This window comes from Saccharopolyspora indica, assembly GCF_027853965.1.
In the GTDB taxonomy this organism is placed as follows: Bacteria; Actinomycetota; Actinomycetes; order Mycobacteriales; family Pseudonocardiaceae; genus Saccharopolyspora; species Saccharopolyspora indica.
In genome coordinates, this window is record NZ_JAQGLB010000032.1 from 36672 (window position 1) to 56315 (window position 19644).

Annotated in this window: 15 protein-coding genes; 8 read left to right on the top strand and 7 right to left on the bottom strand. The window is 69.2% G+C overall.

Annotated features, from left to right (window positions below; genetic code table 11):
* Nucleotides 1–269 precede the first annotated feature (269 nt).
* From OU416_RS38140 to OU416_RS38165, 6 genes are all read right to left on the bottom strand, one after another.
* Nucleotides 270–2912 (bottom strand): hypothetical protein, encoded by a 2643-nt coding sequence (locus OU416_RS38140; protein ID WP_270931963.1) that lies wholly within the window; start codon nt 2910–2912, stop codon nt 270–272.
* 240 nt (nt 2913–3152) lie between these two features.
* On the bottom strand, nt 3153–3899 hold the full coding sequence (locus tag OU416_RS38145) for a hypothetical protein (protein ID WP_270931964.1): 747 nt from the start codon (nt 3897–3899) through the stop codon (nt 3153–3155).
* 22 nt (nt 3900–3921) lie between these two features.
* Nucleotides 3922–5907: a hypothetical protein gene (locus tag OU416_RS38150; RefSeq protein WP_270931965.1), complete on the bottom strand. Its 1986-nt coding sequence runs from the start codon at nt 5905–5907 to the stop codon at nt 3922–3924.
* A gap of 14 nt (nt 5908–5921) precedes the next feature.
* Entirely contained in the window at nt 5922–6662 is a 741-nt protein-coding gene (locus OU416_RS38155; protein ID WP_270931966.1) for a hypothetical protein, read from the bottom strand.
* A gap of 160 nt (nt 6663–6822) precedes the next feature.
* Complete coding sequence (locus tag OU416_RS38160) at nt 6823–7497, bottom strand: Crp/Fnr family transcriptional regulator (RefSeq protein ID WP_270931967.1); 675 nt, start codon at nt 7495–7497, stop codon at nt 6823–6825.
* A gap of 87 nt (nt 7498–7584) precedes the next feature.
* Nucleotides 7585–8058, bottom strand: a complete 474-nt coding sequence (locus OU416_RS38165; RefSeq protein WP_270931968.1) for an OsmC family protein — start codon at nt 8056–8058, stop codon at nt 7585–7587.
* Between the two features lie 101 nt (nt 8059–8159).
* Between OU416_RS38165 and OU416_RS38170 the strand changes: the two genes are divergently transcribed.
* The 7 genes from OU416_RS38170 (at nt 8160) to secA (ending at nt 18286) form a co-directional block, all read left to right on the top strand.
* The gene (locus tag OU416_RS38170; protein ID WP_270931969.1) at nt 8160–8804 is read left to right on the top strand and encodes a dTMP kinase; all 645 of its coding nucleotides are present in this window, start codon (nt 8160–8162) and stop codon (nt 8802–8804) included.
* 259 nt (nt 8805–9063) lie between these two features.
* A complete protein-coding gene (gene mtrA / locus OU416_RS38175; protein ID WP_093160527.1) occupies nt 9064–9741 on the top strand; it encodes an MtrAB system response regulator MtrA in 678 nt (225 codons plus the stop codon).
* 175 nt (nt 9742–9916) lie between these two features.
* Nucleotides 9917–11626 carry an MtrAB system histidine kinase MtrB gene (gene mtrB / locus OU416_RS38180; protein WP_270931970.1) on the top strand — a complete coding sequence of 570 codons (1710 nt, stop codon included), beginning with the start codon at nt 9917–9919 and terminating at the stop codon, nt 11624–11626.
* Entirely contained in the window at nt 11623–13350 is a 1728-nt protein-coding gene (locus OU416_RS38185) for an LpqB family beta-propeller domain-containing protein (protein ID WP_270931971.1), read from the top strand. The genes mtrB and OU416_RS38185 overlap by 4 nt, the downstream gene beginning before the upstream one ends.
* Nucleotides 13351–13480: 130 nt before the next feature.
* The gene (locus tag OU416_RS38190) at nt 13481–14167 is read left to right on the top strand and encodes a ComF family protein (protein WP_270931972.1); all 687 of its coding nucleotides are present in this window, start codon (nt 13481–13483) and stop codon (nt 14165–14167) included.
* A 405-nt stretch (nt 14168–14572) separates the two neighbouring features.
* Entirely contained in the window at nt 14573–15235 is a 663-nt protein-coding gene (gene hpf / locus OU416_RS38195) for a ribosome hibernation-promoting factor, HPF/YfiA family (RefSeq protein ID WP_270931973.1), read from the top strand.
* Between the two features lie 186 nt (nt 15236–15421).
* On the top strand, nt 15422–18286 hold the full coding sequence (secA, locus tag OU416_RS38200) for a preprotein translocase subunit SecA (protein WP_270931974.1): 2865 nt from the start codon (nt 15422–15424) through the stop codon (nt 18284–18286).
* On the opposite strand, the gene OU416_RS38205 is transcribed toward secA, so the two are convergent.
* Complete coding sequence (locus OU416_RS38205; protein WP_270931975.1) at nt 18287–18655, bottom strand: Rv3235 family protein; 369 nt, start codon at nt 18653–18655, stop codon at nt 18287–18289.
* A 113-nt stretch (nt 18656–18768) separates the two neighbouring features.
* Here OU416_RS38205 and OU416_RS38210 point away from each other — a divergent pair, with 113 nt between their 5' ends.
* Nucleotides 18769–19188, top strand: a complete 420-nt coding sequence (locus OU416_RS38210; protein ID WP_270931976.1) for an HAD-IA family hydrolase — start codon at nt 18769–18771, stop codon at nt 19186–19188.
* The last annotated feature ends 456 nt before the right edge of the window (nt 19189–19644 follow it).

Genomic DNA, 19644 nt, shown 5'->3' on the forward strand with positions numbered 1-19644 from the left:
TGCGGGGGCCCGACTCCGGCAGTCGAACAGATGTTCACCTGTGCGAGTGATGAAATCCGCTGGTCGGCGCCGGATCATGGGATCCATGGAACTCATGACGACTGAATCCGGGAACCACCGGCGAATTACGAACCACCGGGCGCGTGCCGGTGCACCGGCATCTCCTCGGGCCGGTGCGCGAAGAGCGCTGAGCGAACACCCACCGCTGTTGCCCTCGGGGGTGCGCGGCGGTCCGGCGCGTGCCGGACCGCGCTGCAGGGGCAGGCGGCTCAGCGCTCGCCGGTGCCCAGCGCCATCGCGCGCTCCCACGGGGCGCTGCGACCGCGGGGCTCGGTGATCTCGGGCAGCACCGACGGCTTGGGCCGGACCTTCGCGTCCTTGGGCTCCGGTGCGGTCTCCGGCGCGACCTCGTCGTCCTGGACGGGCTCGGGCTCGTCGGCCGCGTGGGTCAGCTCCTCGACGGAGTCGGTGAGCGATCCGCCGTCGCCGCCCTGCGCGGTCAGCTGCGAGGTCTTCGGCGCGCTGGGCACGGCTGGGGCCTGCGCCGGTGTGGGCGTCTGCGGGCGCAGCGGCAGCGTGGCGCCGCGGACCGGGGTCTCCAGGCCTGCGGCCATCGCGACCGCGCGGTCCCACTCGGGGTCGCCCGGGTAGTCGCTGTGCCCCAGCACGCCCGGCACCCAGCGGCGGCAGGCGAACGGTCCGCGCTGCGGGTCGGGCAGCCAGTGGTCGCCGCCGAGCACCAGCGCGCCGGTGGGGCCGCGGGTGGCGGCGGGCAGCGGGCCCTCGGTGCCGTCGGCGCGGAAACCGACGCCGATCAGCATGCCGTCGTAGACCTGCCGGTTCCAGGTGGTCACGGCCCCGCCGAGCGGGTCGGTGCCGCGGCACAGCGAGCGCCAGCGCCCGCCGAGCGTCCCGGCGAGGTCGCGCAGCGAGGTGTGCGGCACCACGCCGGGGAAGGCGCGCGGGTACGCCCACTGCAGCTGGGATCCCGCGGTGACCAGCCCGACGCGCTCGCGGTCGGCTTCCGGCAGCGAGTCGAGCAGCCGGGCGGCCGCCACGGCGGCGAGCAGGCTGCCCTGGCTGTGCCCGACGAGCACGACGCGGGTGTTCGGGTCGGCCAGGTGCTCGGTGGCGCGATCGGCGAGCTCCGGGATGACCTTCAGGGCGTAGCAGGGCGGCACCACCGGGTGCGCCTCGCGCGGCCAGAAGAGCACGAGGTCGCAGAGCACGCCGAGGTAGCGGGCGGTGTCCTGCTTGCCCGCCGCGCGGAAGACCATCCGCAACAACCCGACGGCCAGCGCTGCCAGCGAGGCGACACCGATCGCGACCAGCCAGCCGGTGTCCATCAGAGGAGGGAGGTCGATCGTTCGGACGATCACGGTCACCGCGGTGCTGATCGCCAGCACTCCGGCGATCACCAGGAGGGCGACGTGGGAGTAGCGGCGCTGCAGGGCGGCCCACTTCCAGGCGTTCGCAGCGGCGCGCTGGTCCTCCGGGCGCCCGGCGTGCAGCAGCGCGATCTCGTCCGGGATGGAGCTGTCGTCGTCGGTGCGAGCGGTGCGCCACCGCTTCAGCAGCAGCAACGGGATGCCGATGACCGCGGCCAGCGCCAGCAGCACGGCGGTGGCGCCCCAGAAGACCGTGACGTCGTTGAACGCTTCCGGGAGCGTCGGTCCTGGCGCGCCGGGTGCGTCATCGACGACGAGGGTCTGGCGCACGGTGAACGCGAGCCCGGCACCGAAACCGGCGCCGAGCATGCACGCGAACATCAGCACGGGAGCGGACATCCACCCGCCGGCCCACGGGCGCAGCGGTGGCGGGCAGGTCTTCCAGGTGTGCCGGGCGAGCAGCGTGGCCGGGGTGAGCAGGACCGCGACGGCGACGCAGGTGATCACCATGACGCTGGTGATGGCGTCGATGGTCGGGCCGGAGCCCGGCAGCGGCCCGGCGAGCGGGCCGGGGAGCAGCGCGACCGAGCCCAGCAGCAGCGCGGCGGTGGTGATCAGCGTGCGGCGCGAGGTGCGGCTGAACAGCGTCCGCAGCACCTTCTCCTTGCCGTCCGGGTACATCCGGGCGGGGTCGTCGAGGGCGATCGTGCCGATCAGGCAGATGCCGATCAGCGCGGCGGCCAGGATCCACCGCGGATCCGCGGTGGTCAGGAACGGCCCGCCGAGCGCGAGCATGGCCACGGTGGACAGCGCGGCGATCACGTGCAGAGCGCGCAGAGCGGGGGTGTCCGGATCGGAGACGACGTTCGCGCCGGGCAGCATCGGGGCGCGGGCGGAGTGCTGCGGCTTGTCCGTCTTCGGCGCCGAGACCTGCCAGGACACAGTGGACAGGCGATGCATGAGGAGGATGACGAGCGCGATCGGCAGCAACGCCACCGAGGAGCGCAGCACGTCGATGGAGCGGACGGCCTCCGGCACGAACTCGAGGCAGGGCGCACCGGGACTCAGGCACTGCGCGGCCACCAGGTCGAGGCTGACCACGGTGAGCTGGGCGACGAACAACATCGTCAGCAGCAGCGCGGACAGCCGGAGCAGGGCGCGCAACGTCGTGGCGAGCGCTCGGCTGATGGGGTTGCCGCTGCGGACCGGTGGCAGCATCCAGTGCGCCATGTTCGCCAGCGCGAACGGGAACAGCAGCGCCCAGGTCGCCTTCGCCAGGCCGCCGGAGGTCATGCCGCCCCAGACGTACCCCTCGACGATCCGGGGCACCGAGCGGTCGCCGGTCGACAGCACCGGCCCCGGCACCGGACGGCGCAACCGGTCGGCCGGCCGCATGATCCGCCCGACGCCATCGCCTGCGACGTCGACCGAAGCGACGGAGTCGGTCAGCTCATCGCCGGTGGCACCGAGGATTCCGTGCACCCGCAGCTCGACCACGCGGGTGTCGGGCCCGGGAATCTGCACTGGATCCTCCCGATTCGTCGTGATCATCGAGCACCGATGATCGATTCTCCACGGCAGATCGACATCTGGCGAGCTCTGCGCCCATGATTCTGATCGCCCGGACCACCCGCTGTCCCGGGATCGGCGGACTCCACCCGACCAGACGCATCCACCCACGACGAATCGCCGCGCAGAACGGCTCACCGCGACTGTTGGCTGGTTCGATGTTCGCGGGCTGCACAGCACTCGCGAACATCGAGGTCAGACGGCAGCAGACTCCGGTTCGGTGAGCAGCTCGATCATCTCTGCGAAGCTCCGGAGCAGGTGCTCCCGGGACGCCTCGTCGAGTTGAGCGAGGCGGGTCTCGAGCTCGCCGAGCAGACCGTCGCGTACCTCCACATTTGGCCCACCCTCGTAGTGCTCGAGGAGGCGCTCCAGGTCGCCGAGCTTGTTCGCACGGCCGGGGTCGTCCTGCACCCACCAGAGGAGGGCGGCCTGCCGGTCGGGAAACACCTCTGTCCTCAAGTACTCGCGCTCCTCGGCTTTGATCGCGCGAGCCATCACGCTGTTCTCGCGGTGTTGGAGGAGCTTTAGGTAGCTCTCGGTTCCCTTGCGGTGTTCGTCGGACACCGCGAGCGTGACCTCTCCGCGGCCGACCAGGCCAGGACCGGTCAACGAGGCCAGGTGACGGTTGATCTCCGCTTGAACCAGCTCGCGCTGCGTCACCAGGGACTGCTTCGTCAGCGCCTGTGCCAGACGGCCCGCTTCCGACTTGATGAAAGTCTCAGGGTTCAGGTCCGGCGGGACTTCGGGAAGAACCTGCCAGTGCAGCTCGAAACTTGCCTCGAAAGAGGATCCGTTGATCGCACCTGGTAACTGCGCGTGCATCCGGGTGGCGTACCAGTGCCCCGGCAGGTGTCCGAACTGCGGGAACGGTATCCCCTTTCGGTTGGCGAGCCAGCTCGCCAGTTTGTTGAGCCCGGTGACCATGTTCTGCGTGAACGTCATGACATTTCCTCTGGAGATCGTGTTAAGAGGAGGTGCGGCGGAAGTGCTGGAAAGATCTGCGCAGCTCATCGACCTTCCGCCGGGCGGGGTCGACACCGCGCAACCGGGTGAGCAGGTCCCGCAACACGCTGGCCCGGTCCGTTCGGTCTCCAGCCCACTGCCGGGTTGCGTGCTCGAGCTGGGCAACGCGCAGCCCGGATGACGCAGCGGCGCTTACCAGCATCGCCAAGATCTGATCCGTTCTGGGCCCGCTCACGGCGTTGTCAAGCCAGGTGTCGATTGCGGCTTGCCACAGCTCGCGCACGCGCCGTGGCCCGTTGGGCAGCAGATCCATGGTGTGCCGCCAGCACGTTCGAAGGTCCCGATCGAGATCGCCCTCGCCTGTCGGACCTGTGATGGGCGCTTGCGCGAGCATCAGGAAGATGGCCGTTCCATCCCGTCGTGCAGGCGAGGTTGCCGGGTACGTGCACCAGGATCGGACGCGGGTGAGCACGCCCGGTGCTGTTTCTTCACGCTCTGCCAGCGTGCGCACGGCTGCGGTGCCCAGCGCGGAGACTCGCTCGTTGGAGCCGGATGCAGCGAGGTAGCGGAGCCTGGTGAGGCAGAGCTGCAGGTCGACCTGCGCGAGGTCGCCGCCGCACACCGAGGCGACGACGGCGGCCACGGCTGCGGTTGGTGAGCTGGTGGCCCAGTCCTTGAGGGCTGCCCGCGTCCGTCGCCCGAGAATCGGATCAAGGGCGCTGTTGGTCAGGAGCCGAGCGGCCGTTTCTGACTTTCGCGATGCCCAGGCCCGACCGACATCGATGATCACATCAGGATCGTTGAACTCGGTGGCCACGGCGAGCAGGCGGTCGCTCAACGCGTCGATGAGCTCTGCGTCGAGCCGCCTTCCGAGTCGTGCTGGCAGCGTGCTGAGCCATTCCAAGATGGTCCTGCGCAGCCACGGCTGGTCGAGCCACACGTAGTTGAAGACGGCGTCGGCGAAGCCCGGCCTGCTGAAACCGACCCGGTGTCGGTTCAGCTGGGCGTGCATCTGATCGAGTCGGTCGCGCAGGCCATCAGCGTCGAAAGGAGGGAATCCGCCCGAACCGGACACGCGGACCAGCTCGCCGGCTTCTTCGGCTATGACGAAGGTGGGTGCTCCATCGAGCGCGGCGAGAGCCACGAGCAACGCCCGGTCGTCGGTCGACTTGTGGTCGCGGTACCACTGGTCCACCTCGTCCTGCCATGCGTGGAAACCCGCTTCGATGTCGGGGTACAGCTCGTCGAGGCACCGATGCGGAACAGCGCAGCTGAGGTCGCGGATCAGTTCCGCCAGTGCCCTCGCACGGTTCGGGCTCGCACCGTCCAACAGGGCGCGGAGCTGGCTGTCCGCCTGGGAACGGGCGGCGGCGATCGCCTCGTGCACGGCGGCTGTCGGGTCCGTCACGGCTTCGAGGTGCTTGATCAGCACAGACGCGGGAACCGGCGGGTCGAACCAGACGATGTTCGCCGGATCGGTTCGTAGCACCTCGACGTCGTGCTTGACTTCGGGCGGCACGATCACCACCGCACGGCTCTCGGTCGAGGTCAGCTCCGCTTCCAACGCGGCCAGCTGATCTGAAACGTCGCCCGGGGACATCTCGGCGGTGCTGCGGAGGTCGATGAGCAACCCGGTTCGATCACCGATGTACTCGGACAGCCGCAGGTCCTGCTCGACCGTCACCATGCGAGGAGAGGTCTTCGCCTCGTGCAGGAGCATCGTCGCGGCGGTGTGCAACCCGCTGTCCGCATTACCCGTGATCACGATCCGGTGGTTGTTGCGAAGTTTCTCGAGCGCACCCGAGTACCCGGTCGGAGGCTCGAAGACTTGCGTCAGCCAGATCAGCCAGCTGCTGTCGTAACGGCTCCGAGCGAGCAGTTTCTGCGAGCCGTAGGTGTAGTTGTAGGTGTAGTTGTTGTCACCGTGGTGCTCGGCGGCAACAGGGCTTTGGCTCGCGGTCTCGATGGTGCTGTCCATCGTGGTCATCGCGCGTCACCGACCTAGCTGCCGAAGTTGAAGTTGTTGTCGCCGTCGTGCTTCTCGGCGATCGCGCTCTGCTTCACGGTGCCGAACTCGATCCGCGAGGTGACCGAGGGAGCTGGAACCGTCGACTTGGTCTCGAGCCCGCTGACGTCGACCCAGGAGACCCCGTCGATGGGGTCGAGTTCGCCGAGCGGTACCGATGGGCATGGGATGTAGAGCCAGCCGACGTCGTGGAAGTTCTTGACGCTCACGGCGTTGCGCAGGAACTGGGTGCGCCGGAGTTTCGTGTACCCGGCGTCAACGGCGTCTGTGAACACTCGTTGCGACAGGATCACTGCCAGGAAGGTGGTGTCCGGGTCGGACTTGCTCAGCACATCGCGGACCGGCTGGGAGTCCAGCAGACGGTGCGTCTCGTTCATCGGTGTGGCCAATCCGCTGTCCGGGATCGGGCCCACGTGGATACTCGCCCGCAGTCGCATGCGCAGGTCGCGACTGCGGGCACGCACCACTTCATCGTGCGCTTCCAGCACTTCCTGCAGCTCGCGGAGGAGTGGATCAACCAGGAACGGGGTGTCCACGGCATCCACACCGAAGTAGTAGCCGTCGCCGGTAGAGGCTCCGAACAACCGCGTTTCCCACAGACGGGACAGGCCGCACTGCCCGAGCGCCTGCTCCAGCAGCTGCGGGATTTCCTTCCCGAGCTGTTCCTGGTGGGCACTCGGAGCGTCGCTGAACCCCTTCGCATCCACGGCGAACACCGCTCGATAGGGAGGGAGTTGCTTGCTGCGGCGGGGGTGTGACACAGCTGCATTCGTCATCTGGAGCTGTCCTTCGGGCTCGGTTTCGGTATGAGGCGAGCTTCGGCGCGCGGCTCACCGCACCGAGTCCGAAATTGGACTCCGCGAGGAGTGCGATGGGTCACTCCAGGTTGTCGGAGTGGATTTCGTCGGTAAGAGCGTCTAGGGCAAGCAGGTGCACGCCGCCGACCTCGGTGCGTAGCAAGCCCTGCTCGCGGAAGTGTCCGAGTGCGGCCTTCACCGAGCTGGCTGCCACCCCGAGCAGTTCGGCCATTTCCTTCTGGTAGAGCGGGATGAACGTGTCAGGAGCTGCCATAGTGGCGAGCCGCATCAGCAGCCATGCGACCTTGGCGCGCACCGAGAGGCCAGCGAGCTCCGACACCATCGTGCTGTTCCAGCGAAGTTTGGCGCTCAAGTAGCGGGACAGCGTTGCTTCGAGACGGTGGCGGCTCAAGAACCCGACGAACGTTGTGCCGCGGACGAGCCTTGTCCTGCACTCGGTAACCGCATAGACGCTCGCTGACCTGCGCGCGTCATCGATTGCGGAGAATTCGCCCAACGTGTCGCCTGGGCCGCGGACGGCGATCAAAGTCTGTCCGCGGCCCGGGCGAGCTGCGACCACCTTGCAGACACCTTCGACGACCACCAGTACGAACGTGTCCTCGGAGCCTTCGCGTAACAGCACGTCGCCGGGGCGATACAGCTTCGGTGAACCGATGCTGAGCAGCTCATGCCAGACGGGGGCTGGCAGTTGGTCGCGGAACGTCCGATACCGGGGGTGGTCAGTGCTGGTCACGTTCCCCGACTCTGCAGTGGGCAACGACTCCATCGAGTTGGATCAGACCAACTGAACCCGGATGGCGGCTGTTCCGGACACTCTCCGTCACCCGGCGGTGGTGATCTCCGGTTCGTGGTGGACCGGGAAGTTGACCGAGTTCGCGATGTAGCACTTGCGGTGGGCTTGTTCGTGCAGTGCGCGGGCCTTCGGCAGCATCGCCGGGTCGGCGACCACCACCTTCGGGCGGAGGACGACCTCGGTGAAGTGGCCGCCGGTCTCGGGCACCTCGACCATGGTCGCGCTCGCCTCGTCGCGGTAGTCGGTGATCACGACGCCGGAGCTGCTGCACAGCGCGAGGTACCAGAGCATGTGGCACTCGGACAGCGCCGCGACCAGGAAGTCCTCCGGATTGGGCAGGTTCGGGTCGCCGCGGAACGCCGGGTCGGCCGAAGCGGTCAGCGGCGGTTTGCCCGCCATCTCCACCACGTGCTCGCGGCTGTACCCGCGGTAGGAGGTGGTGCCCTCGCCGGTGTTGCCGGTCCACGTCACCGTCAGCTGATACGTGTGCGTCTTCTGCATACAATCGGTATACAATGCGATCCGCCCAGTGGCAACGCCGGGACGAGCGGGCAGGGGGAGGCCGTCGGAAGGGCTCGCGGTGTTCGACTACCGTCGATGTCGTGGGTCGACTGATCGTCATCGAAGGCTTGGACGGTGCGGGCAAGCGCACCTTCGCCAGCGGCATCACCGCGGAGCTCACCGCCCGCGGCCGCTCCGTGGCGCGCGCCGCGTTCCCGCGCTACACCGACGACGTCCACGGTGAGCTCATCGGCGAGGCGCTCCGCGGCGGCCACGGCGACCTCGGCGACTCCGTCTACGGCATGGCGGTGCTCAACGCGCTCGACCGCCGCTCCGCGGCAGCCGCGCTCCGCGACGACCTGCGCACCCACGACGTCCTCCTGCTCGACCGCTACGTCGCCTCGAACGCCGCCTACGGCGCCGCCCGGCTCCATCAGGACAGCAGCGGCGACTTCGTCGCCTGGGTCCAGGAGCTGGAGACCGGCCGCTTCGCGCTGCCCAAGCCGGACCTGCAGATCCTGCTCCAGGTTCCGACGGAGGTGGCGGCCCAGCGCGCCGAGCACCGCGAACGCACCGAGGCGGACCGCCAGCGCGACAACTTCGAGTCCGACGCCGGGCTGCAGCAGCGCTGCGGCGAGGTCTACGCGCAGCTCGCGGCGGCCGGCTGGTGGTCGCCGTGGCTCGTGGTGGACGGTTCCGGCCAGGTCGACTTCGCCGCGATCGTCGACGAGCACGTGCTCGCCTGACCGGAGCAGGCCCCAAGCGTCTGCCTGGTCGTACATCAGGAGGGGCACCCGCAGTCCGGGGAAGCAGCTCGGGTTCCGCCAAGCGACCACGCATGCAACGCGGCCACCAGCAGTCCTTGAAGCGGCGACCCAGATCACCCCGGCGCTGCTCCATTCGGCGGTATGAGCTGGGCTTTTCCGGGTATCGGCGGCCCGACCTGCGATGACGATCAGCGGGTGCGTGCACGGCAGCCGGTGCAGAAGTGCAACCATGTTGGACATGAAGGCACGCGTGCTCGTGGTGGACGACGATCCGGCCCTGGCCGAAATGCTGACCATCGTGCTCCGGGGAGAGGGGTTCGAGACCGCCGTCGTCAGCGATGGCACCAAGGCGCTGCCTGCCCTGCGGGAGCTCAAGCCGGACCTGGTCCTGCTGGACCTGATGCTGCCCGGGATGAACGGCATCGACGTCTGCAAGGCCATCCGCACCGAGTCCGTCGTGCCGATCGTGATGCTGACCGCCAAGAGCGACACCGTGGACGTCGTGCTCGGCCTGGAATCGGGCGCCGACGACTACGTGGTCAAGCCGTTCAAGCCGAAGGAGCTGGTGGCCCGGCTGCGCGCCCGGCTGCGCCGCACCGATGCCGAACCGGCCGAAGTGCTCACCATCGGCGACGTGACCATCGACGTGCCCGGCCACGAGGTGACCAGGGACGGCCAGCCGATCGCGCTGACCCCGCTGGAGTTCGACCTGCTGGTGGCGCTGGCCCGCAAGCCGCGCCAGGTCTTCACCCGCGAGGTCCTGCTGGAGCAGGTCTGGGGGTACCGCCACGCGGCGGACACGCGCCTGGTCAACGTGCACGTCCAGCGGCTGCGCTCGAAGGTGGAGCGCGACCCGGAGCGCCCCGAGGTGGTGCTGACGGTGCGCGGTGTCGGTTACAAGGCCGGCCCCCCGTGATCGGCTGACCGGACCTGGAGCGCCTGCTCGCCGAGCGGGCGCTCTTCGCACGTCGAGGGCCGGTGCGGCCCTCGGATCGGCCCCCTGGCACAGTTTTCCAACCGGGTCGTAATCGTGGAGGGCGACGGTTGTCGTGAACGTGTGGACGCGTCGAAGCCGCTGGGTGCGGCGGCTGGTGAGTCGTGTCCAGGAGGAGCTCCGCGCCCGCTGGCGCCGCTTCGAGGCCCTCTGGCGCCGCTCGATGCAGCTGCGCGTGGTGGTCAGCACGCTCGCGCTCTCGCTGGCCGTGGTGATCGTCCTGGGCATGGTGTTGCAGTGGCAGATCACCGCCCAGCTGCTGGACTCCAAAGAGGACGCTGCGATCACCCAGGTCGAGACCAGTCTGCCGATCCTGGAGCGCGAGCTCACCGCGGTGGACCCCAACTCCGACAGCATCGACGAGCAGCTGGCGGCCGCCCTGAACCGCCTGACCACGTCCTCCTCCGGCCAGTCCAAGGCGGAGACGGTGGCCGGCGCCTTCACCCCGGTGCTGGTCGACGGGCTCGCGCCGGTCGAGCGCCCCGACCAGCCCTCGGCGGGCCCGGTGGAGGACGTGCCGGAGGACCTGCGCCTGTTCGCCGAGCGCGGCCAGCTCGCCACCAAGATCAGGACCGTGGGGCGGGACAGCGGCCTGGTCACGATGCTGATCATCGGTACGCCGGTGAGCAGCGCCACCCGGTCGCTGCAGCTGTACATGATGTTCCCCCTCCGCGCGGAGCAGGACACCCTGCAGGTCGTGCAGCAGACCCTGCTGATCAGCGGTGCGGTGCTGCTGGTCCTGCTCGGCCTGATCACGAACCTGGTGACCAGGCAGATCGTGCGCCCGGTGCGGCAGGCCGCGCAGATCGCCGAGCAGCTCGCCGAGGGCGACCTGGACAAGCGCATGCGGGTGATCGGCGAGGACGACGTCGCGCGCCTGGCCGAGTCGTTCAACGAGATGGCCGACAGCCTCAAGCAGCAGATCACGCAGCTGGAGGAGTTCGGCCAGCTGCAGCGCCGGTTCACCTCCGACGTCTCGCACGAGCTGCGCACCCCGCTGACGACGGTGCGGATGGCCGCCGACGTGCTGCACGCCTCCCGCGAGCAGTTCCCGCCCGGCCTGTCCCGCTCCACCGAGCTGCTGGTCGACGAGCTGGACCGCTTCGAGCTGCTGCTGGCCGACCTGCTGGAGATCTCCCGGCTGGACGCCGGGGTAGCCGACCTGTCCGCCGAGCAGGTCGACCTCGTCGAACTGGTGGAGCGCTCGGTGGAGGCGCTGCGCCCGATCGCCGACGAGGGCGGTGTCGAGCTGCGGGTGAACGTGCCCGCCTGCGGCGCCGCGGAGCTGGACATCGTCGCCGACGCCCGCCGCGTCGAGCGGATCATGCGGAACCTGGTGGCCAACGCGATCGACCACGCCGAGGGCGGGCCGGTGGAGATCCGCTTCGGCAGCAACGAGCAGGCCGTCGCGGTGACCGTCCGGGACTACGGCGTCGGCCTGCGCTCCGGGGAGGCGGAGCTGGTGTTCACCAGGTTCTGGCGCGCCGACCCGTCCCGGAACCGGCGCACCGGCGGCACCGGGCTGGGGCTGTCGATCAGCCAGGAGGACGCCCGGTTGCACGGCGGAGCGCTCGACGCCTGGGGCGAGCCGGGCGAAGGTTCGTGCTTCCGCGTCACCCTTCCCCGCCATCCCGGTGGGGAGTTCGACAGCAGCCCGCTGCCGCTGCCCGGCACGCGCCGCATCGCCGCGCCGGAAGCACTGCTGGCGGCGTCGGTGGAGCGGCCGCAGGACGGCGAAGCCGGCGAGGGCGAGATCCAGGATCGCGGTCCCGCGCGGTTGTCGGAGAACACCTGGGAGGACGAATGATGGTCGGCCGCGCCACCCGCTGGCTCGCGGTGCTCTCGGTGCTGCTGGTTCCGCTGACGGCGTGCGCGTCGATCCCGGAGGAGTCGGACCCGGTCGCGGTGCGGGAGGCCGACGAGCGCAACACCACGACGGAGGTGACCCCGCCGCCGGACAACCTCGACCCGCTGGGCCTGGTCCGCCGGTTCGTGGACTCCGCGGCCCCGGCCAGCAACTACGAGGCGGCCCGGCTGCACCTCGACGACCTGCAGGCCAAGCAGTGGTCGCCCGGCCCCGACCTGCTGATCGTGGACAACGTCGACACCATCCCGGCGCCCCCACCGGAACCGCTGCCCGAGGGCGTGCAGCTGGTGACCGTGCAGGCCGACCGGATCGGCCGGCTGCTGAAGGACTCCTCCTTCGCGCCCGACGTCGGCGAGTACGAGACCACCGTGCGGGTCGAGCTCCAGCCCGACGGGAAGTGGCGGATCGCCTCGCCGCCCGCCGAGATGGTGGTGAGCCGGGACGCGTTCAGCAGCGTCTACCGCTCGGTGCCGATCTACTTCCTCGACCACGACTCGACCGGCGTGGTGCCGGACCTGCGCTACGTGGCCTCGCAACCGGCCAGCACGCTGCCGCGCCGGGTCATCGACCTGCTGACCGCAGGCCCGTCGGAGCGGATGCAGTCGGCGCTGCGCACCGCCATCCCGCCCGGGGTGCACCCGCGCACCAACACCAGCGAGGCCACCGGCGACGGGGCCCTGGAGGTCAACCTCAGCAAGCTCGGCGAGGTCTCCGACGAGAAGCGGTGGCTGATCGCCGCCCAGGTCGTGTTCACCCTGCAGAAGGTCAGCAACGCGCGGGTGCGGTTGCAGGAGGAGGGCATGCCGCTGCTGTCCACCGAGCAGGACCTGTGGCCGACCGACCTCACCCGCTACGAGATCGACAACATGCCGCGCCAGGACCTGGGCGGCCTGGCCGTGATCGACGAGCGGATCAAGCGGCTGGACAGCCGCGCCGACCCGATCCCCGGTCCGGCCGGATCCGGCGAGTACCAGGTGCTCCGGGCCGGGCAGTCGCCGGACGGGCGCAAGATCGCCGCGGTGACCCGCCGGTCCCCGGACGAGGTGGTGCTGCGCGTCGGCCCCTACGGCGAGTCCCTGCCCGAGCTGGGCGCGCTGGGCAGCTTCATGAGCAAGCCGACCTGGCGCGGGAACGACGAGGTGTGGACCGTGATCGGCGGGCGCGACGTGATCCGGGCGCGCAACGGCGACAGCGGCTGGAGCGTGCAGCGGGTCGACTCCGCGCAATTCCCCGGCGGGCGGCAGATCGCCGACCTGCGGCTGTCGCGCGACGGCACCAGGGCTGCGGCGGTGATCGACGGGAAGCTCGTGGTCAGCGCGGTGGCCGACCGGGACGGCTCGGTCGTGCTGGAGCGCCCGACCACCCTGCCCACCCCGCAGGGCTCGCAGATCCTGGGCCTGGAGTGGCGGGACAAGGAGTCCCTGGCGGTGATCACCGACAGCAACGGCTTCCCGGTCTACGACGTGTCGGTGGACGGGTTCCGCTGGCGGCCCTACACCTCGGCGAACCTCGGGCAGCCGATGAAGACGATCACCGTGGGGCCCGGTCCGACGGTGATCGTCGCCGATCGCAGCAGCATCTGGTCATCGCCGGAGCCGAGCGACGTGTGGTCGCTGCTGGAACCCCGCATCGGCAGCAGTTCGCTGCCGTTCTTCCCGGGCTGACCTGACATCGGCGTCGGCGACCGGGAGTCACCGGCATCGATCGGACTCGTGACAGTCGATCGAGTGAGGGATGGTCGGCGCCCGACATTCGCCGGTGAGTCGTCCGACCGGTTCGGGCCATGATCACCCGATGCGCGCTCCCCGGCTCCGCGACGGCATTTCCGGCCTGGTCGACCTGCTGCTGCCGCTGCACTGCGCGGGCTGCGGCACGGCGGCCACGGCGTGGTGCCCGGAATGCTCGCGCGAACTCGGCGGGCTCCACCGCGTCGAGCGCCCGCTGCTGCCGCCCGCGCCACCGGCCTACGCGCTCGGCCGCTACCGCGGCGCCGCCCGCCGCGCGGTGCTCGCCTACAAGGAATCCGGGCAACGCCACCTCGCCGACCCGCTGGCCCGGCACCTGACCACCGGCCTGCGCGCGATCACCGAGCAGCACCGGCTCGACCACCGCTGGTGGCTGGTGCCCGCGCCCTCCCGGGCCATCGCGGCCCGCCGCCGCGGCGGCGCGCACATGTGCCGCATCGCGCACCGGATGGCGACCCGGCTGACCGCGGCGGGCTGGCCGACCGAGGTCGCCGACTGCCTGGTGACCGCCCGCGCGGCAGCGGACTCGGCAGGCCTCGATGCGGCTGAACGGGTGCGCAACCTGACTGGGCGAGTGCTCCTCCAGAACGGTCGACTTCCCCCGCGAGGCGCCCAGCTCGTCCTGATCGACGACGTCATCACCACCGCCGCCACCGCGACGGCCTGCCTGGAGGCGCTCGGAACCGCAGGTCGCGCGTTCGAAGCGGTGCTCGCGCTGACCGCGACGGCCGGTTGAGGAGAACGGGTGAACCACCATTGTCCGAACGGCCGCGGGAACTTCTCCCGGCGGCCGTTCGTTTTCCGTTTGTGAGCAGGCAGAATCCGCCCCCACCACGGCCTCGCGCGGTGCAGTCGCGGCGAGCGGCCGATCGGGTGAAAATTCGGGGTGGAGGGTCCCTGCGAGCACCGTCCGCGCACGCTTCGCGCGTGCTTCGAACGGTGGCACCAATCACTCTCGGTGGCCGCTTGACTTCGCCCGACCCGGGGGGTGTCACAAATCGGTAAACCGAGCTAACGTGCCACTCAATCCAGCCAACCCCTGGCGGAGGGAAGGAGCGAAATCCCATGTCCCTGGCGCCGGAAGCGAGCTGATCGCGCTGTCTGGCGCCGCGCACCTCTCCTACGGAATCGGAGGTCGTGAATGGATATCGTCGTCAAGGGTCGAAACGTCGCGGTTCCCGAGCACTACCGGGACCACGTCAACGCCAAGTTGACCCGACTTGAGCGGTACAACAAGAAGGCAATCCGGGCGGACGTGGAGCTCTTCCACGAGCGCAACCCCCGTCAGGCCAAGAACTGCCAGCGAGTCGAGATCACCCTGGTGGGCAAGGGCACACCCGTTCGCGCCGAGGCCTGCGCAGGCGACTTCTACGCCGCGCTCGATGCCGCAACGACCAAGCTGGAGAGCCGGCTCCGGCGCATGCACGACCGTAGAAAGGTGCACTACGGACAGCACAACCCGACTTCCGTGGCAGAGGCGACCGCGGCGATGGCGGACCGACCCGTGGTGATGGGTGCCGCAGCGGCCGAGGGCCGCACCACGCTGCTCGAAGCGCCCCAGGAAGCAGCCGAGTACGAAGTCCCCGGACAGCGCATGGCCGAGAACGGGTACGAACCCGGCCGCATCGCCCGGGAGAAGGAGCACTCGGCCAAACCCATGACGGTCGACCAGGCCCTCTACCAGATGGAGCTGGTCGGGCACGACTTCTACCTCTTCTCCGACGCCGACAGCGGTAGGCCGAGCGTCGTCTACCGGCGGAAGGGATTCGACTACGGAGTGATCAGATTGGCGGACGCCCTGTAGGGCGAGTCTGCGCCAACGCCGACCCGAACGGCTGTCCCCCGCGTACCGTGGTCCGCGGGGGACAGCTGCGTGTGAGGGGCCGCCACCCGGCAGCACCGGATGACCGGTCCCAGCCACCAGCTCTAATACGATGGCCACAAAGCGTCCGTGACGGACGCGTCACGATCAGCTAGTGAGGTCGACCGGATGGTCCTGTCCCGACTGCTCCGCGCCGGCGAGGGCAAGATGCTCAAGCGCCTGCGCGCCATCGCAGCGCACATCAATGAGCTCGAAGGAGACGTCGCCGCTCTGTCCGACGCCGAGCTGCGGGGCAAGACCGACGAGTTCAAACGCCGCCACGCCGACGGGGAATCGCTCGACGAGCTGCTGCCGGAAGCCTTCGCGGTGGCCCGCGAAGGGGCCAAGCGCACGCTCGGCCAGCGCCACTACGACGTGCAGCTGATGGGCGGTGCGTCCCTGCACCTGGGCAACATCTCCGAGATGAAGACCGGTGAGGGCAAGACCCTCACCTGCGTGCTGCCCGCCTACCTCAACGCGATCACCGGCAAGGGCGTGCACGTCGTCACGGTCAACGACTACCTGGCCCGCCGCGACGCCGAGTGGATGGGCCGCGTGCACCGCTTCCTCGGCCTGGAAGTCGGCGCGATCCTCTCCGAGATGACCCCGGACCAGCGGCGCAAGGCCTACGCGGCGGACGTCACCTACGGCACGAACAACGAGTTCGGCTTCGACTACCTGCGCGACAACATGGCCTGGAGCCTCGCCGACTGCGTGCAGCGCGGGCACCACTTCGCCATCGTCGACGAGGTCGACTCCATCCTGATCGACGAGGCCCGGACCCCGCTGATCATCTCCGGCCCCGCGGACCAGTCGTCCCGCTGGTACCAGGAGTTCGCCCGGCTCGCGCCGATGCTCGAGCGCGACAAGCACTACGAGGTCGACGAGCGCAAGCGCACCGTCGGCGTCACCGAGGACGGCGTCTCGATCATCGAGGACCAGCTCGGCATCGAGAACCTCTACGAGGCCGCGAACACCCCGCTGGTCGGCTACCTGAACAACGCGCTCAAGGCCAAGGAGCTCTACCACCGCGACAAGGAGTACATCGTCCGCGACGGCGAGGTGCTGATCGTCGACGAGTTCACCGGCCGCATCCTGGCCGGGCGCCGCTTCAACGAGGGCATGCACCAGGCGATCGAGGCCAAGGAAGGCGTCGAGATCAAGGCCGAGAACCAGACGCTGGCCACGATCACGCTGCAGAACTACTTCCGCCTCTACGACAAGCTCGGCGGCATGACCGGTACCGCCGAGACGGAGGCGGCCGAGTTCCACACCACCTACAAGCTCGGCGTGGTGCCGATCCCGACCAACGAGCCGCTGGCCCGCATGGACCAGCCGGACCTGGTCTACAAGACCGAGCCCGCCAAGTTCGAGGCGGTCGCCGAGGACATCGAGGAACGCCACCAGGCCGGGCAGCCGGTGCTGGTCGGCACCACCAGCGTCGAGCGCTCCGAGTACCTGTCGAAGCTGCTGACCCAGCGGGGCATCCCGCACAGCGTCCTCAACGCGAAGAACCACTCGCGCGAGGCCGCGATCATCGCCGAAGCCGGCCGCAAGGGCGCCGTCACCGTCGCCACCAACATGGCCGGTCGCGGTACCGACATCGTGCTGGGCGGCAACGTCGACCACCTCTCCGACGCCGAACTCCGCTCCCGGGGCCTGGACCCGGTGGACAACCGCGAGGAGTACGAGGCCGAGTGGCCCGCGGTGGTGAAGAAGATCAAGGCGCAGGCCGAGGCCGAAGCCGAGGAGGTCCGCGCCAGCGGCGGGCTCTACGTGCTCGGCACCGAGCGGCACGAGTCCCGGCGCATCGACAACCAGCTGCGCGGTCGTTCCGGCCGGCAGGGCGACCCCGGCGAGTCCCGGTTCTACCTGTCGCTGGGCGACGAGCTGATGCGGCGGTTCAACGCGGCCATGGTCGAGACGGTGATGACCCGCCTCAAGGTGCCCGACGACGTGCCGATCGAGCACAAGATGGTCAGCCGCGCGATCCGCAGCGCGCAGACCCAGGTCGAGCAGCAGAACATGGAGATCCGCAAGAACGTCCTCAAGTACGACGAGGTCATGAACCAGCAGCGGACCGTCATCTACGACGAGCGGCACCGGGTGCTGGCCGGGGAGGACCTGCAGGAGCAGGTCAACCACATGCTCACCGACGTGGTCACCGCCTACGTCGACGCGGAGACCGCCGACGGCTACTCCGAGGACTGGGACTTCGAGAAGCTCTGGACCGCGCTGAAGACGCTCTACCCGGTGGGGATCAGCTGGGAGGAGCTCGTCGATTCCGACGAGGACCTGACCAGGGAGCGGCTGCTGGAGATCGTCCTGGAGGACGCGCGCACCGCCTACGCCAAGCGCGAGGCCGAGGTCGACGGGAAGGTCGGCGCCGGTGCGATGCGCGAGCTGGAGCGCCGGGTGGTGCTCAGCGTCCTGGACCGCAAGTGGCGCGAGCACCTCTACGAGATGGACTACCTCAAGGAGGGCATCGGGCTGCGCGCGATGGCGCAGCGCGACCCGCTGATCGAGTACCGCCGCGAGGGCTTCGACATGTTCGGGGCGATGCTGGAGGCGCTCAAGGAGGAGTCCGTCGGATTCCTGTTCAACGTGCAGGTCGAGGCCGCGGAACCGCAGCCCGCGCCGGAGGAGCCTGCCGTCCCGGTGTCGGTGAGCCAGGTCGGCAGCGGCACCCCCGACGTCCAGCAGACCCCGCCGCCGGCGCCGCAGCCGAAGCGGGCCCGGCCCGCGTCCGCGGGACCGGCGCTGAGCCAGCTGGGCGGGGCGCCGGCCGCTGGTGGCGACAACGTCCCCAGCGCTCTTCGCGGCAAGGGCCTCGGCGGCCCGGAGCAGCAGCGGCTGAACTACTCCGGGCCGAACGAGACCGGCGGCGTCGAGACCAGCAGCGATGACGCGCAGGGGCCGGAAGCCCGCGGCGGCACCCGCCGCGAGCGGCGGGCGGCTCAGCGCGCCGAGTCGAAGAAGAACCGGCGGCGCTGATCAGACGAGGGACAGGCGAGTGCACACCCAGCGCTCGCCGTCCCGCTCGACGCGCAACACCAAGGCCCGGACCCGGTCGTTCGTTCCGACGACCATGCACGCCTCCACCGCGAACTCGGTGATCGGGCAGGCGTGCACGGAACGCACCCGGTGCTCCGGGCCTTGTGCTGCGTGCAGCCGGGTGGTCAGCAGCAGCGCGGCCACCCGCGCGGACACGTGCTCGCCGATCTCGTGCACGGTCCGCCTGCCGGAGAGCACGTCGAAGACGTGCCCGCCGACGTGCGTCGCGATGGCGACGGCGCTGCGCTCACCGGGATCACCGGTGGTGAGCGGGGCGATCGGTGCGTCGAGCGTGAGGACTGCGGTCATGGCGCCTCCGGGGTCGAAGTGGGAGAACTCCTCGCAGTACTGAGGAAGTTGCCCCCGGAATCAGGTCACTTTTCGCCGCAGACCGCCCGATCGTGTGAGCTACCGTGCTGCCCGTGGAACTCAGGGGATTGCTGCTGGACTACGCCGGGGTGCTGGACGATCCGGGCCGCGCGGACTCACCGCCGCTGCTCGGAGTCGCGCACCACGCGCGTCGGAGCGGGATCAGCACCGCGGTGGTGTCCAATGCCAGCGGACTGCCGGATCCGCGAATCGCCGGCCTCTTCGACACCGTCGTGCTCTCCGGTGCGGTGGCCGTCGCGAAACCGAGTCGCGAGATCTACTTGCTGACCGCGCACCGGCTGGGGCTGGAACCGGGGCAGTGCGTGTTCGTGGACGACCTCCAGCAGAACGTGGCCGGCGCGGTGAACGCGGGAATGGTCGGAGTGCACCACCGGGACGTCGATTCGACGATCGCCGAGCTGACCGCTCTCTTCGACTTCCAATTGCCCTCTGACCTGGCGATTCAGCGTTAAAGGGGGGTGCTGTTCAGGGGGTGTTCCGGGGTGTGTAAAGTTATCCAGGTCAGCGCGACACGGGCCGGGAAAACCGGAACGGGCCTGGCGCGGGGTCACGAACCAAGCTCCCACGAACGAGTGGTAGAGTGGGTGAGCCCGAAACGGCAAGACTTTGAAAATGCGAAACGCTTGCGCGTGTTGAAAACTACAGACCGCTTCGATATCTGGTAGATAACGAATTGGATGCGGGGAAACGAAAGTGACCCCCCCGATTTGACTCCGGAAAACGGGATGGTCTAGAGTGGTAAACACGAAAGCGAACAGAGGAAATGCTCCCCGGAGCTGCACGGCCCTGAAATGGGGTTGTGGGTGATGGTGTGGGTGTGTTCTTTGAGAACTCAACAGCGGACTGTTTTGGTTAGTGTTCTTTAATGCCCCCGACCAAACTTGGTTTTGGTTGGTGGTTTCTTTGAG